This is a genomic window from Paraburkholderia heleia NBRC 101817, assembly GCF_000739775.1.
Classification (GTDB): domain Bacteria; phylum Pseudomonadota; class Gammaproteobacteria; order Burkholderiales; family Burkholderiaceae; genus Paraburkholderia; species Paraburkholderia heleia.
Genome location: NZ_BBJH01000022.1, coordinates 21134 through 36512, shown reverse-complemented (window position 1 = coordinate 36512; position 15379 = coordinate 21134). Strand labels below are relative to the sequence as shown.

The 15379-nt window shown below is 64.4% G+C and carries 12 protein-coding genes and 1 pseudogene; 5 read left to right on the top strand and 8 right to left on the bottom strand.

The window, feature by feature from the left end:
• Window positions 1-43 precede the first annotated feature (43 nt).
• A complete protein-coding gene (locus BHE01S_RS18635; RefSeq protein ID WP_042266508.1) occupies window positions 44-1123 on the top strand; it encodes a zinc-binding dehydrogenase in 1080 nt (359 codons plus the stop codon).
• Window positions 1124-1197: 74 nt separating this feature from the next.
• On the opposite strand, the gene BHE01S_RS18630 is transcribed toward BHE01S_RS18635, so the two are convergent.
• Window positions 1198-2490, bottom strand: a complete 1293-nt coding sequence (locus tag BHE01S_RS18630; protein WP_042266507.1) for an aspartate carbamoyltransferase — start codon at window positions 2488-2490, stop codon at window positions 1198-1200.
• 186 nt (window positions 2491-2676) lie between these two features.
• Between BHE01S_RS18630 and BHE01S_RS39565 the strand changes: the two genes are divergently transcribed.
• Window positions 2677-2802, top strand: a complete 126-nt coding sequence (locus tag BHE01S_RS39565; protein WP_281177761.1) for a hypothetical protein — start codon at window positions 2677-2679, stop codon at window positions 2800-2802.
• 137 nt (window positions 2803-2939) lie between these two features.
• Window positions 2940-3794, top strand: coding sequence for a 4-hydroxy-tetrahydrodipicolinate synthase (gene dapA, locus BHE01S_RS18625; RefSeq protein ID WP_042266505.1), 855 nt, complete (start codon window positions 2940-2942; stop codon window positions 3792-3794).
• Window positions 3795-3996: 202 nt separating this feature from the next.
• Here the strand turns inward: dapA and BHE01S_RS18620 are convergent.
• The 6 genes and pseudogenes from BHE01S_RS18620 to BHE01S_RS18595 form a co-directional block, all read right to left on the bottom strand.
• Window positions 3997-4227: pseudogene (locus BHE01S_RS18620) on the bottom strand (DUF2866 domain-containing protein); the annotation flags it as partial.
• Between the two features lie 283 nt (window positions 4228-4510).
• Entirely contained in the window at window positions 4511-4711 is a 201-nt protein-coding gene (locus BHE01S_RS18615) for a DUF3562 domain-containing protein (RefSeq protein WP_028202533.1), read from the bottom strand.
• Window positions 4712-4982: 271 nt separating this feature from the next.
• Window positions 4983-6044: an alkene reductase gene (locus BHE01S_RS18610; protein ID WP_042266502.1), complete on the bottom strand. Its 1062-nt coding sequence runs from the start codon at window positions 6042-6044 to the stop codon at window positions 4983-4985.
• Between the two features lie 114 nt (window positions 6045-6158).
• Window positions 6159-6482 (bottom strand): ArsR/SmtB family transcription factor, encoded by a 324-nt coding sequence (locus BHE01S_RS18605; protein WP_042266501.1) that lies wholly within the window; start codon window positions 6480-6482, stop codon window positions 6159-6161.
• A gap of 227 nt (window positions 6483-6709) precedes the next feature.
• Window positions 6710-11107: an autotransporter domain-containing protein gene (locus tag BHE01S_RS18600; protein ID WP_042266498.1), complete on the bottom strand. Its 4398-nt coding sequence runs from the start codon at window positions 11105-11107 to the stop codon at window positions 6710-6712.
• Window positions 11108-11240: 133 nt separating this feature from the next.
• Window positions 11241-13178, bottom strand: coding sequence for an ATP-binding protein (locus tag BHE01S_RS18595; protein ID WP_245639779.1), 1938 nt, complete (start codon window positions 13176-13178; stop codon window positions 11241-11243).
• Between BHE01S_RS18595 and BHE01S_RS18590 the strand changes: the two genes are divergently transcribed.
• Together BHE01S_RS18590 and BHE01S_RS18585 are read left to right on the top strand one after the other, a co-directional pair.
• Window positions 13149-13781 carry a response regulator gene (locus BHE01S_RS18590; RefSeq protein WP_042266495.1) on the top strand — a complete coding sequence of 211 codons (633 nt, stop codon included), beginning with the start codon at window positions 13149-13151 and terminating at the stop codon, window positions 13779-13781. The genes BHE01S_RS18595 and BHE01S_RS18590 overlap by 30 nt on opposite strands.
• 426 nt (window positions 13782-14207) lie before the next feature.
• Window positions 14208-14642, top strand: a complete 435-nt coding sequence (locus tag BHE01S_RS18585) for a hypothetical protein (RefSeq protein WP_042266492.1) — start codon at window positions 14208-14210, stop codon at window positions 14640-14642.
• Window positions 14643-14677: 35 nt separating this feature from the next.
• On the opposite strand, the gene BHE01S_RS18580 is transcribed toward BHE01S_RS18585, so the two are convergent.
• Complete coding sequence (locus tag BHE01S_RS18580) at window positions 14678-15364, bottom strand: NADPH-dependent F420 reductase (protein WP_245639778.1); 687 nt, start codon at window positions 15362-15364, stop codon at window positions 14678-14680.
• Window positions 15365-15379: the final 15 nt, after the last annotated feature.

Here is a 15379-nt window from a genome sequence, read left to right as displayed (position 1 = left end):
AGTTCAATCCGTCAGATGAACACCCTTTCCATCAGGAGACGCCATGAAAGCCTGGATACTCGATCAACCCGGCCGCCCGCTCGCATTGCGCGACGTGCCGCAACCCGAAGCGCGCCGCGGCGCGCTGCTGGTGGGCGTGGAGGCCGTGCCGCTCCTGAGCTATACGCGCCAGTACGTGCAGGGCAAGCTGCCCTACGGCTACCCGCCGGGGTCCTTTTCGCCGGGGACCAACGGCATCGGCCGGGTGCTTGCGGTCGGCGCAGGCGTGTACGGCTACCGCGTCGGCCAGCGCGTGGCGCTGAGCCCCTACTGGATCGCCGACGAGGCGCTGCGCGAGCCCGCCCAGGCGTTGCTCGGCCTTACGGCAATCAGCCCGGACAGCGCACCCATGCTCGGCGATTTTCCGCACGGCACGCTGCGCGAGGCGGTCGAGTTTCCCGCCTCGACGGTGTTCCCGCTCGACGGCCTCGATCACGTGCCCTCGGCGCAGCTCGCGGCGCTCGGCAAGCTCGTGGTGCCGTTCGGCGGCCTGCGGCGCGGCCGGCTCGCGGCTGGCGAAACCGTGGTGATCAACGGCGCGGCCGGCGCGTTCGGCTCGGCAGCCGTACTCGACGCGCTCGCACTCGGCGCGGGCCGTGTGGTGGCGCTCGGGCGGCGCGCGGCGGCGCTGGCGCCGCTCGCGAAGCTCGGTGGCGGCCGCGTGGTCACCGTCGCGCTCAGTGGCGAGACGGCGCGCGACGTGGAGGCCATCCGCGCCGCTGCACATGGCGGCGCCGATCTCGCCTTCGACATGGTGGGCCACGCCACCGACCCGGGTGCCACGCTCGCCGCGCTGCGCAGCCTGCGCCGCAACGGCCGCATGGTGCTGATGGGCAGCATGGAGGTGGAGTTGCCGATCAAGTATGGCGAGATGCTCATCAACAACTGGGAGCTGATGGGGCACTTCATGTACAGCGGTGCGGACTACCGTGCGCTGATCGCGCTCGTGCAGTCGGGGCAACTGCCGCTCGACGCGATCGAAGTGCAACGTCACGCGTTCGACGCGCTGGAGACCGCGATCGACGCAGCGGAAAAGGCGGAAGGGCTGACCTGCGTGACGGTTTGCACGTCGTCAGGCGTTTGAGCACGCCATCAACCAATCGGCCCGCAAGCGCGACTGACGCTTGCGGGCCGATTACGTTGCGAGCGCAACGAGATTCAGTCGATGCCGTGGAACACGGCGTCGTCCGGGCCGAGGTAGGCAGGCGGACGCCACACGGCGTCGCGCATCGAGTGCTGCACGAGATTTTCGACGCCCAGCAGCACCGCGAAGATCGCCATGCGCACCGGAATGCCGTTGTCGGTCTGGCGGAAGATCGCGAGGCGCGGGTCGTGGTTCAGATCGGTCGAGAGATCGTTGGCGCCCGGGCGGCTGTCGCGCGGCAGGGGGTGCATCACGAGCGTTTCGGCGCTGCAGCACTCGTCCATCAGCGCCTGGTTGATCTGGAATTCGGGCGTGTAGCCTTCGAACGACTCGTCGGCGAAGCGCTCCTTCTGGATGCGCGTGGCGTACACCACATCCGCGCCGCGCAGGCCTGCGCGCAGGTCGTGCGTCTGCTCGACCACATGGCCGTTGGTCGAGATCTTGTCGACGATGTACGCCGGCATTTCGAGCTGCGCTGGCGAAATGAGCGTGAACTTGATGCCGCGATAGAGCGCGAGCAGCTTCACGAGCGAGTGCACCGTGCGGCCGTACTTGAGGTCGCCCACGAGTGCGATATGCGCGCCGTCGACGATCTTGCCCAGACGCGAGAACTCGCGCTGGATCGTGTAGAGGTCGAGCAGCGCCTGGCTCGGGTGCTCGCCGGGACCGTCGCCGCCGTTGATCACGGGGATGTTCACGGCGCGCGCGAATTCGGCCACCGAGCCTTGATCAGGATGCCGAATCACCATCGCATCCACGTAGCCGGCCATCACACGGCTCGTGTCGTAGATCGATTCGCCCTTGGCCATCGAGGAGAACGTGAAGCCGGTCGTGTCGCACACCGAACCGCCCAGGCGGCAGAACGCGGCGCCGAAGCTCACGCGCGTACGCGTGCTGGCCTCGAAGAACAGGTTGCCGAGCACCGCGCCTTCTAGCACGCGCGAGATTTTCCGGCGGCGCGCGATAGGCTGCATGATGTCGGCCACGCGGAACAGGGCTTCGACGGACTCTCGCGAGAACTGGTCCACGGAGAGCAGTTGCGGCTTGCCCTGGAACTGCATCTGGCTGGCGAGCGAACGCGAATCTACGCTTTGCGTATAGTCTTCGCGCGGTTCGCCATTACCGACGATTTCCGAGACGAAGCGCTCGACGATCTCCGGCATGGCGCGCGATTCCTGCGACTCCTCGGGCAGCAGCCACGTGTCGAGCGCACGACGCGACACGCCGATGCGGCTCGCAAATGCGTCGCGGGTCATGTTCAGACGCCGCATGGCGTCACGGAGGAAGGCTTGTTGCGGAACGCTCATGCTGGCACCCGTGAGTTCTGGTTAATGTACGCGGTGCGTATATTAGTTCGATGGCACGAGAAGTCAAGTGCTTTTGTCGGATGAGCACTCGGGAGACCATGCTGCGCGAGTGAGCGCGCACCGCGCGCAGCATGGGGCCTGCAGGCGCGCGCCCGCAACAGCGCGATCCCGGTTACACTGCGCGACATGCTGCGTAACCCGCTCCGCCACGACCTGCCGAATCCCACCGCCGCCACGCGCGCGGTGTCGTCGCACGCGCAGGCCGCTTCGGTGCGGGTGAAAGCCAAATCCAAAAAACAGCCGCTCATCTGACCGGAGTCCGCTGTTCCGTCAGATGTGCGACGGAACAGCCAGTCGAAGGCACCCTGCCTCGCGCTTCACTCCCGGCTTGCTTCCCTCCTGCGCACCGCTGAACGGACCTTCCATACGGTCGAGTTCAAGGGAAAATCATGTCTGAGTTTTCGGGTATCTGGATTCCGCTCGTCACGCCGTTCAACGACGGTGCAGTCGATCATGCTGCGCTCGACGCGCTCGTGCGCCACTACGCCGAGGCCGGCGTGGCCGGCTTCGTTGCGCTCGGCACGACAGGCGAGCCCGCTGCGCTGAGCGACGTGGAAGCGGACGAGGTGCTCACCACCGTGCTGGCGTCGGCGGGCGGGCTGCCGGTCGTGGCGGGCGTGAGCGGCAATCACACGGCGGCCGTCTGCGAGCGGATCGCGGCGCTCAACGAGCAGCCCATCGCCGGCGTGCTGGCGGCCGCGCCTTACTACATCCGGCCTGCGCAGGCGGGTGTGATCGGCCACTTCGCGGCGCTCGCGGAGGCGAGCCGCAAGCCCTTGATCGTCTACGACATCCCCGCGCGCACGGGTGTGCGCATCGAGCTGCCGAGCCTGCTCGAACTCGCGGCGCACGAGCGTATCGTCGCGGTGAAGGACTGCGGCGGCTCGCTCGACAAGACGCTTGCGCTGATTCTCGACGGCCGTTTGCAGGTGCTCTGCGGCGAGGATATCGACATGTTCGGCGCAATGTGCGCGGGTGCGAGCGGGGCGATTGCGGCGTCGGCGCATTGGCGGCCGGAGCGTTTCGTGGGCATGGCGCGCGCGTTGCAGGAAGGGCGTCTCGCCGATGCGCGCGCGATCTGGCAAACGCTCGTGCCACTCGTGCGCGCGGCGTTCGCGGAGCCGAATCCCGGGCCGGTGAAGGCGGGGCTGGCTGCGTGCGGGCTGATCCGCAATGAACTGCGCGCGCCGATGACGCGTGTGAGCGGCGAACTGGAAGCGTCGCTGGCGCGCCTCGTGGTTTGAGGCTGCCCGTGCGGGAAGGTGCGGGAAGGGCGCGTGGCGCAATGAGAGGCGGGCAGGGGAAGTGCGTCGTGCGCCGCCGCGTGTGTGCCGCCCGAAAGCGGTGCGCCTAGCGCGCCGCGCGTGCGTTCGCGGCGCCGGACGCGCGGCGGCGGCGCGAGCGAGGGCGTTCGATTGTTGCGGGTTCGCCGTTCAGCAGAATGCGGCGGCCGGGCACGTGCTGCGCAACGAGGCGGGCGATGTCGAGCGCCGTGCTCTCGGCGGGCACGACCTGGCGGCGTGCGCTGTCGTCGAGCGGCGTCGTCCATTCGACGAGCCGGTAGGCGCGGCCCCACGGATGCTGGAGCGGCGTGGAGACCCGGCACGACGCGACCGTCGAAGCGGCGCCCTCGCGCAGCAGGGATTGCAGGTGCACCAGCACATCGTCTTCAACCATGACCTCGCTCCTTCCCAGGCTTGCCGTGCAAAAAAATGCCGCCGATGTTCCGGCGGCTCAACAGGGGTTGAGGCTATGGTTGCAGCAAAGAATTAAACCAGGCTTAAGAGGGATGCACGAGTGCGGCCGGGTTGGCCAATGGGTGCAGCGGTGCGGACCCTCTGCGGGCGCGCACCGTTCAGAAAATCGTGACGGGGGGAGCGGCCGGCCTGGTTGGGGTCGGCTCAAAGACAAGCTGGCAGTCCGCGATTAGCGGGCTGCGTAGTGGGCGCGTAGTTGGCGATTAGTGCGGCTTCGTGCCATTTTGCCGCAATGTCGCACGCGTCTTGCGCGCGGCGAAAAGCGGCAGATAGTCCTGGATACGCGCTTGCGCTCGATATTCATTGAGCGTGTCGGCGTAGATGCGCGCGACCGTTTCCTCCGGCGTGTTGGTTTCTTCGGCAATGGTATGGACGATCTCGGAAGCATCGGCGGTCTTCGGCATGACTTGGCTCCGGTCAGCGAGGAGGGGTTGGAAGGCGGGTTTGTATTCAAGGACATCCGGGCGCGGGATACCAATTGAATCCGCCTATCGCGCAAAAAAGCGCTGTACGCGGGCCGCCGGCGTGATCTGTCTGAGCTTTGGCGCCCGTTTGCGCGAGCCCCGTATTTTCAGGACTTCCAGCGCAAAACGGCCACGGCGGGACGGAACGTCTGCGCCGTGGCCGCCTGGTGGCATGCGGCCATGGGCCGCATGCAATCTGCTTATGTCATCTTTACGCCGCGCTTTCGAGCGACGGGTAGTCCGTGTAGCCCGTTTCGCCGCGCGCGTAATACGTCGACGGATTGGGGGCGTTCAGCGGTGCGTTCAATTCGAAACGGCGCGGCAGATCGGGGTTCGCGATGAAGAGCTGACCCCACGCGACTGCGTCGGCTTCGCCTGCCGCGAGCACGGCCTGTGCCGATTCCAGCGAGAACTTTTCGTTCGCGATGAACGGACCGCCGAATTCGGCTTTCAGCTGAGGCCCGAGACGGTTCTCGCCAAGCGATTCGCGCGCGAACAGGAACGCGATCTTGCGCTTGCCGAGCTCGCGCGCCACATAGCCGAACGTCGCCGCCGGATTCGAATCGCCCATCGTATGAGCGTCGCCGCGAGGTGCGATATGCATGCCCACGCGATCCGCGCCCCACACGTCGATACACGCGTCGGTGATTTCGAGCAGCAGGCGCGCGCGATTTTCGATCGGGCCGCCATAGGCGTCGGTGCGCTGGTTGGTGCTGTCCTGCAGGAACTGGTCGAGCAGATAGCCGTTCGCGCCGTGAATTTCCACGCCGTCGAAACCGGCCGCCTTCGCGTTGACGGCGCCCTGGCGGAATGCGGCGATCACGCCGGCGATCTCTTCGGTTTCCAGCGCGCGCGGCGTGACGAAACCACGCTGCGGACGCACGAGGCTCACGTTGCCTTGCGGCGCGATAGCGCTGGGCGCCACCGGCAGTTCGCCGTTCAGGAACACAGGGTCGGACACACGGCCCACGTGCCACAGCTGCATGAAGATGCGCCCGCCCGCGGCATGCACCGCATCGGTCACGATCTTCCAGCCTTGCACTTGCTCTTGCGACCAGATGCCCGGCGTTTCGGCATAGCCGACGCCTTGCGGCGTCACCGAGGTCGCCTCGCTGATGATGAGTCCGGCTGTTGCGCGCTCGGCGTAGTACTTCGCCATGAGTTCGTTGGGCACGCGCACTTCGCCTGCGCGTTGACGCGTGAGCGGGGCCATGATGATGCGGTTCGGCAGCGTGAGGGCGCCGATCTGGATGGGGTCGAAAAGCGTTGCCATGTAGGGTCACCTTGTCTGCGGGCGCGGCCCGCGGGCTGAAAAGCGATACGGGAATCGAAACGGACGATGCATGTTCAGCAGAGGTTTCGTCGCTGAAGAATCACAACCGCGGAATCACAACCGAGCGTTCATATGGGCGATAAACGCCTCGATGACCGGCTCGTTGCGCTTGAAGAACACCCACTGCCCCACGCGTTTGGACGTGACGAGCCCGGCCTTCTGCAACACGGCCAGATGCGCGGACACCGTGGATTGCGAAAGCTCGCAATGCGCGTCGATCTTGCCCGCGCAAACGCCGTTTTCGAGCGGCAGCTCCTGGTCGCCAAAGTGCAACTGCGGCTCGCGCAGGCATGCAAGAATCTCGCGGCGCACCGGATTGGAGAGCGCCTTGCAGATCGCGTCGACGTCTAGAGCGGGAGTGGTAGGGGGTTTCTTCATCGCGGTTGCATCGTAACTGTCCGAATCATATATCGGAATTCTACGATATGGGCGATGACACTTATTTCAATAGGGTTGTCGGCACTGATCCGGTGAATAAAGTATCGACATACAAAGAAGTCCGCCTCATGGTCGGGGTGTTTTTCAACACAATAGATCCAGAGCGGTCACCCAGCCTCAGGGAATCGGGCGGCCGGTTTGTGAACTCGCCGGCCGCATGGACCAGATCAGAACAGGTAGCCGACGCGGAGGTTGCCCTGCTGCGCCGATGCGTGCGTGGTGTTGATTACCGTGTCGTAGCTGAACGAGACATCGAGATTTTTCAGCGGATGCAGCGTGACGCTGGCGCCCGCCGTGAGATATCCGCGCGGCAGGTTCGTGCCCGGCGCGGCGAACACTGTGCCGTCTTGCGCCGCCACGTTAATCGCGCGATTCGCGTCGAGCAGCTCGCGTGCATAGCCCAAACGCAGTTCCGCGTTGACCGGCTTCAATGCATCGCCGAATGCCCGGTCGACAGTCACACCCACATACGGTTGCAGGCTGTGTACGTTATCCGTGCCGACATTCAGATCCTGCCCGCCGGCGCCGCTTTCGCCAAAACCATTCGCATGGAAGTACGCATAGTGCAGCCCGGCGCGTGGGGTCACCGTCACGCTACCGAACGTCATCGGCAGGCTCGCCTGGGCGCCCGTGCTGAACTCCTGGCCCATGTGATCGCCTTCAGCCGTGGTGGCGGCGCCGAATGGCCGCTTCTGCGACAGGAAGTCGAGCCCCGCACCCAACGTAGCGGCAAGGTTCACCGGTCCGACATTGCGGGTACCGTACAGCGCCGCGCGTAGCGTATCGGTCGTGCCGGAATCGCCTGTGTTCTGCTCGTTGATGTCCGTGTGGTCGTAGCCGATCGCCACGCCTGCCGTGCCCGCGCCGAAGCGCTTGTCGAGGCCCGCAAGGAACCCATAGCGGTTGGCCTGGAAGCCGGGTTCGCCATGGGTGCCGCCGACCTTCGTCCAGCTTCCTGTCGCGTTGATCCAGCCATAGGGCTGCGCGGCCGTGGCCCGCGAGACCTGAACCATACGATCGAGCAGCGCCGTGCCCTGCGCCTGCGCGCCAAGAATGGCCGACGTGCCCACGGCTGTGTAGATGCTGGTGTTGGTCGGCGCGATCACCAACGGGTCCGCCGGGGTGAATGGCGCACTCAGCACGAGATCGACTGCATTGGCACCGTAGTCGAGCGATGGCGTCAGGGCGCCGAGGTTCGATGCGCCAGCGCTCGTGACACTGGCGAACTTGCCACTGATGCTGTTGGCCGACACCAGCGTGTAGGTCTTCGCCGAGTAAGTGCCCGGATCGTACGTAATCGCCAGCGTGCCGGCGAGCGCCGCGCTGCCGCCCACCTTCAGTTGCGAGGCCTGCGTCGGGCTGACCTCGATCGCAAGCGTCGCGTTGCTGGCCTGCGTGTAGTTTCCACCTACAGTCAGCGTGCCAATCGAGCCGCCCGGCATCACCACGCCCTGGTTGCTCACGTCGCCCGCCACCGTACCATGACCGCGCAGCGTACCCGCTGCATCAACGGAAACATTCCCGCCCAGCAACGCCGAAGGCGTATTGATGTCGCCCACTTCAAGCAGGCCAGCATTCACCTCGGTCGTGCCGGTGAACGACGAACTGTTGCCGTCCAGGATCAACGTGCCGCTACCTTGCTTGACAAGCGTACCTGACCCGCTAAACGTACCGGAGAAACTGCCGATCGCGCTGGAGAGCGTCAGCGACTGGCTGCCGAGTTTCACGCTACCCGTGCCCGAGAGATTCTGGATCGTTGCACCGGCCGTCGTTGCCGAGATATCCAGGGTGCCGTTGGCTGTGACGCTGCTCGATTGTGCGATGCTGCCTGTCCCGGACAGGAGTAACGCGCTGTCGCGATCGATGGTCGTGACACCCGCGTAGGTATTCGTTCCCGACAGCGTTTCATTGCTGCCCGACAGGGTAAGGCCACTGGCTCCCGATATCGCGCCCCCGAACGACCCGGAACCCGTTAGCACCAACCCGGCAGCACCCACCGAGACCGAACCTGTCCCCGACAAGCCGCCCATCGACCCGGAAATCTGGAGATTGCCAAAATTCACGACATTGCCTAGCGCAATATTGTTCCCACTCGACAGGATGAGCGTTGCAGCGTTGCCGATTGTCGTGGTACCCGTGTAGGTGTTCACGTTCGTAAGCGTTTCGGTACCCCCGCCAATCGTTAATCCACCGCTGCCGGAGATTACGCCGGAGAAGGTGCTGTTAGCGTTCGAGAGCGTCAGCGTCTGGCCGCCCAGTACGACATTTCCGCTACCCGACAAGCTCTGGATCGATGTACCGCTGGTACCGGAAATATCCAGCGTGCCACCGTCGGCGACGCTGGAATTTGCCACACTGCCGGTACCGGATAGTGCGAGGGTCGCGCCGCCGTTGATGCGCGTGCTGCCCGTGTACGTATTCGCGGCCGACAGCGTGAGCGTACCGCCGCTTTGCTGCACCGTGCCGTTGCCTGAAATGGCACCGCCAAACGTTACGTTATCCGAACGATTGAATGCGAGTGTCCCATTGTTGGTCACGCTGCCCGAGATTGAGCCGGTTGCGCCACCACTGCCGATCTGGAGCGTACCGTTGCTGATTGTCGTGCCGCCCGTATAGGTGTTGGCACCCGAGAGCGTCAGCGTGCCCGTGCCGCTTTGCGTCACCGAACCACTGCCGGAAATAATGCCGCCGTAACTCGAATTGGCTGACTGACCGAAAATCAGCGCACTGCTATTGGCAATGTTGCCGGTCAGGCTCGACGTGTCCCCCGTAAACTCGAGAGTGCCGCTGCTGATCGTCGTCGTACCCGCGTAGGCATTGGCGCCCGAGAGCGTCACCGTGCCTGTGCCGCTTTGCGTCACTGAACCGTTGCCGGAAATGACGCCGCTATAACTCGAATTGGCCGACTGACCGAAAATCAGTGCGCCACTATTGGTGATGTTGCCGTTAAGGCCCGACGTATCGCCGGTGAATCGGAGCGTACCGCTGCCGATCGTCGTCGTGCCTGCGTAGGTATTCGTCCCCGAAAGCGTGAGCGCCCCCGTGCCGTTTTGTGTAACGGAACCATTGCCAGAAATCGCCCCCGAAAACGCCAGGCTATCCGAATGATCGAAAGCCAGCGTACCGTTGTTCGTTACGCTACCCGCTAGCGATGCGCCCGCGCCGCCGTTTCCGATCTGCAACGTACCGCCCGCGGCAATGCTCGTGCCGCCCGTGTACGTGTTAGTGCCGGTGAGGATCGTCGTACCGCTACCGTTCTGGCTAACCCTGCCGCTTCCGCTGACATTGACTGAGATCGTGGATGTGTTCGTCTGATTGAAATTGATTTGGCCATTGTTCACGAGGCTGCTCAGCCCGGTGATCGTGCCGCCGGTCGAGCCGTTGACCGTAGCATCGCCCAGGTTGAACGTCCCGTTGTTGTTGATGGTGAACGATGCGCCGGTCAGGTTCAGCGTACTGCCGCCACCCAGATTGAAGATGCCGGCGCCGCCTGCGCCAGCAATGCCAAAATTGCCGGAGCTACCTGCATATCCGCCAAGGACGAGCGATCCCGTAACGCTGACTGTCGAATTGCCCGTTACAGTCACCGTACCCATACCGCCTGCACCGCCGCTGCTGCCTGTCGACACACCACCGCCACCGCCGTCGCCGCCCACGAGCAGGGTGGTTGCGGAAAGCGTGGCGCCACTGTTGACGTTGACTGTGCCGGCACCGCCCGCACCACCTGTACCGGAGTCGGAGCCAACACCGCCACCCCCCCCTCCCACCTGGACGGTGGCCGCAGAAACGTTTGCGTTGCTGTCAATGGTGACCGTACCTGCACCGCCCGTACCACCAGACCCGGACTCACCACCAGAACCGCCTCCACCGCCGCCAACGAGGATACCTGACGTCAGCGTCAAGCCGACGCCGGCACCGGTAACAGCGAGAGAGCCGGCGGTACCTGTACCGCCGTTGCCGCCGCCGCCGCCGCCGCCGCCACCCCCGCCGCCGCCGATTCCGGCATAGCGGTAACTGTTGGATTGGCTTGAGCCAGTGGAAATCGTGTCCGGGCTTGTTGCCGTCGTGATGGTCCCGGCCCCGCTACCGGCATTGCTACCTATGCCACTCGATCCATTGCCGCCGATGGCCCCACCTGAATCCCCACCACCGCCATTCCCGGTTGTATCACCGCTGCCACCGGCAGAGCCGCCACCGTTGCCGCCGATGTAGCCCAAACTGGTAGCGTAGATGCCAAAGTTACCGCCACCGCCTCCCCCGAAGCCGCCACCGCCACCGCCACCGTAAACACCAGCACTGCCGTTGCCGCCGCCACCGCCGCCGCCGAGCCCGCCGGCGCCGCCGGGGTTGCCGCTGGCGCCGGCGCTTCCGCCGCTTCCCCCGCTACCGACGAGCAGGGACACTTGTGCATACGCCCCGGCCGTTGGGGCCAGCATTGCGCACAACAGCAGGCCGATGGCCACTACTGCCTTGCCCGATGTCTTTCCGCGTGCACGAGCCCGCTCCGATGCAACCTGCCACACCCCATGTGTGGCGTTCCAAACCACCCGGTACGCCTGATTCATTTTTATATGTCCCCGATACCTGCCACATATGCCGTTACGCCGCTAAGTTCGTTTTAAGAATTCAGAAAGAGGACGGTAACGTATGGGCTGGGTCGAGGTAAATACTGCAAATGCAGTAGTTACCCGCGCGGCTTCACGCGGGCTGCATCTCGATCAGCGCCCGCATTTCGTGCGGATCGAACGGCTTGTGCATGACGCGATAGCCACTCGACGAAGCGGCATTGATGCCCTCGGTCGAGGTATCGCCGGTGATGATGATTGCCGGTATCGCGCGCCCGATCGAGTCGGATACCGCCCGGATGACATCGACACCCGTCACGTGCCTCGCCAGCCTGTAATCGGTCACGACCAGTTCCAGCACGGAGCCATGTGACCCGGCTGCCGACATTGCCTGCTCCAGGGAATGCGCCGCGACCACGGTATGGCCCCAGGCACCAAGCAGGGTCTGCATGCTGGCCAGCACGTCACGATCGTCGTCCACGACCAGGATCGTCTTCTTTCGGCCGTCGGAGACCGCCGGTGTCTGTTGCGCTTGCGCGCCGGTTCCAGACGGACGAATGCTTTGCATGACCGGCAGCCTGATGGAAAAGAACGAGCCGCGTCCAAGCCGCGAGCGCACCTGGACAGTCGCACCGAGCAGGGCGGCCGTTCGCTGCACGATGGCCAGACCGAGCCCCAGGCCCTGTTCCCGGTCACGCGCCGCATTGTCGACCTGATAGAACTCCCTGAAGATGCTGGGCAGTTGATCGGATGCGATTCCGATACCGGTGTCGAACACCTGGATTTCTACGTTTGCATCGCGGCGTCGGCAAGCGACGAGGATGGCGCCATGGTTCGTGTAACGCACCGCGTTCGACACCAGGTTGGTCAGGATATTGCGCAGGAGAACTGCATCAGTATTCAGCCATATCGCGGTAGGGCGAATTCTGAGTGTCAGCCCTTTCGCTGAAGCGGCGTTGAGAAACTGGCTTTCCAGCGCGTCCAGTTCCTGCTGAAGCGGGAAGCAGCGCGGCTCGACTTCGATCACCCCCGCATCGAGTCGCGAGATATCCAGCAATACGGTCAGCAACTGGCACATGCCTTTCAATGCCGTCTGAAGCCGTTCGGCAATGTCATTGAGTGCCGCACGCTCGATGGTCGGTGCCCCGGCCATGGCACTCAGCGTCGCGATGTAGAGGCCCAGCGCATGGGCGGGCTGGCGCAGGTCGTGGCTGGCGGCAGCCAGGAATTGCGATTTGCTTCGATTGGCGACCTCGGCTCGCTCCTTTTCCTCGGTCAGTTGCCGGATCAGGCCAACGTTCTCGAAACGTAGCAGCACGGCGTCGCGCACGGTACGTTGCAGGGTGCGGCTAAAGGCGATGTTCACCCCCAGCAGGAACAGTGAAAGGAATCCCAGCACGGAAAAGAGCGGCGTGCCGTAGACGAAGGAGCGAACGGCAAACGGCAGCACGGTCGGTAATGCAAAGCCGAGATAGGTCGGCCACCAGGAGGACAGCGAAGCAACCGATCCTCCCGTCATGCCAGCCAGCACAATGCAGATAAGTACCGTCACGACGGTGTTGTCCGGCGCAAAGAACAGAATCCCCATGGAACCCCACAGGAAGCCGGACATGGCCGAAAAGAACATGTATCGCCGGACGCGGCGCATAGCTGTCGCGACAGGGTGCTCAGGCGCCCGACGATCGCGCCACACCATCACGATGCGCATGCCGGTCAGTACGTAGATGGCAGCCGCCCACGCCAGCAGATCGCGTTGCAGAACCTCGTGCCACAGCAGAAATACCGTCAGGCTGACCACGGCGATATTGCCGAAAAGGATGGGCGGCGACTGGCGATACAGCGTGTTGACCAGTGCCAGGCGCACGTTGCCGCCATATTCGTGAGGTATCCTGTTTGCCATCTTGAACGCGCGCGTCTGATCTTGTGTAAGGTCCGTTCCCGGGAAATCCGTTACGCCGTGTGATGCGCCCGCATCGGCGCCCTCTCGGCATTGTCGCAAAAGAACAAGGCGTCGAGTGGCCCGGAAAACGGTGAAAGAAAAATGAAAAGAATCGTGCTTGCTGAAGATCACGCCATGATCCGCGACGGTATGAAGCTACTGCTAATGACGAGGAGTAGCTGGTGCGTGGTGGGCGAGACGGGAGACGGGCGGAGAGTCAGTCAGCTCGTGCGCGATACACAGGCGGACCTGTTATTGCTGGATCTCGATTTGCCGGGCTGCCGCGGTATCGAGCTGGCGCAACAGATCAGAGGCGAATTCCCGCAGACCAGAATTCTGGTCGTGACGGGCAACCAGAGTGCTTCCGCAGTCAGGTCTGCCGTTGCGGCCGGCGTAGACGGATACGCGCTCAAACATGACGATGCCGGCGAACTTCTTCATGCGATTTCCCTGGTGCTGTCCGGCATCCGGTATGTGAGCAAGGCGCTCGCGCATACGCTGGAGATCGCGCACGACAGCGTTGCACAATCGATCACGGCGCGGGAAAGGGAAATCCTCGTGCTGATCGCCAAGGGACATTCCAGCCCGGAAATCGCCAGGATACTGGATCTGAGCGTGCTGACGGTACGCAAACACCGGCAGAATCTGATGTCGAAATTGTCGTTGCACAACGTTGCCGAATTGACTGCCTACGCCATCCGGGATGGACTGGCCATGACACCGCCGGTTTCGTGACGCGCACGCGCCAACCCGGCGGCTCACAGCGATTCGAACTGCGATCCTGTTCGTGCGCGCATTCTTCGTGCGGAACTACGCGCACAGCCGTAGCACCCCGCATGTGTCGCGCTGCTGATGGACAGCGAACCCGCCTTTGGCGATGCCAGCAGTGACGCAAGGACAATCACGTCTTCAGCGGGAATTGCATGCTCGGCGAATTCGGCGACGACGCGTTCGTGTTCACCGCAACGAATTCTTCGGCTCGTAGCGCGAACCTCCTCCGGGGGCGGCGTTTGCCCGCACGCCCCTTCATGCGTCCCAAGGCAGTCCGTTGCGTCGGACCATTTTGTTACACCTCTTACGGTAGCTCGCCTATGGCGTTACAAGGCCCTTTCACTTTGGCCGCTATACTCGGTTCCGTCTCAAAAACATAAGAGAACAACTATGTCGAAGAAAATCATCCAGTTGGTTGCCGTCGCTGCGCTGACTGCTGCGGCCTCCCTGCCGGCGCTCGCCGGCGATATGAACAACGCACTGGGTGGCGCGCTCGGCGGCGTCGCCGGCGCGGCTTTGGGCGGCGCCGTAGGCGGCAGCACCGGCGCGGTGATCGGCGGCGCGGTGGGCGGCGGCGCGGGTGGCGCGGTCACCTCGAATCGCCGCGAGCGCACGGGCGCCATCATCGGCGGCGCGCTCGGCGGCGGCGCAGGCACAGCGGCGGGCAATGCCATGGGCGGCCGCACGGGCGGCCTGATCGGTGCGGCGGTGGGCGGCGGTGCGGGCTCGGCACTCGGCGGCAATATTTCGCGTTCGAACTCCTACGCCGACGACTATTCGCGCGGCTATCACGGCAAGCACCACAAGCACCGTCATTACGACTAAGCACGGCTTGCGGGGCGGTCCGGCTGCGCGCCGCCTCAATCCTGCCGCGCTTTGCGTCGCCATGAGCCATGCGGCAGTTCCTTGTCGCGTTCGGCAGCGCCGAGCGCGGCGCGCAGCTGCGCATGGTTCAGTGGAATGCAATAGGCCGGTTTCGCGCGCTCGAAGCGCCAGCTATCGGCAAGCGCGCCCGCGTCGAGCACGTCGAAATCGAGTTGTGCGTGCAACGCGGCCACGAGCGCCTTCGCCGCCTCGTCGTTTCCCGCGACGGGCAGCGCACGCCGTCCGCCTTCGACAGGCGGCCGTTCTTCGCGCGGCAGATCGTACGCAAGAATCGCACTGAACGCCTTGACCACCCGTGCGCCCTTCAGCTGCCGCGCAACGCGCTCGCTCGTGGCCTCGCGGTGTTCGTCGAACGCAGCGATGGCGCCGTCGCGCGCAGGATAGTAGTTCATCGTGTCGATGACGACTTTGCCGGCGAGCGTGTTGACCGGTATCTCGCCGAGCGCGCCCAGCGGCAGCGCCGCGATCACGATCTCGCCGAACGCCGCGGCTTGCTCCAGCGTGCCGATCCCGCAGCCGAGCGCCGCCGCCTCTCCCGCGCGTGCCTTCGGATCGCGCGACGAGAGCATCACCTCATGCCCCGCCTGCGCGAGCAGTTTGCCGAGCGTCGAGCCGATCTCGCCCGCGCCGAAAATGCCGACAGCCAATCGATGTTCGTTCATGGGAAGCTCCGTGGT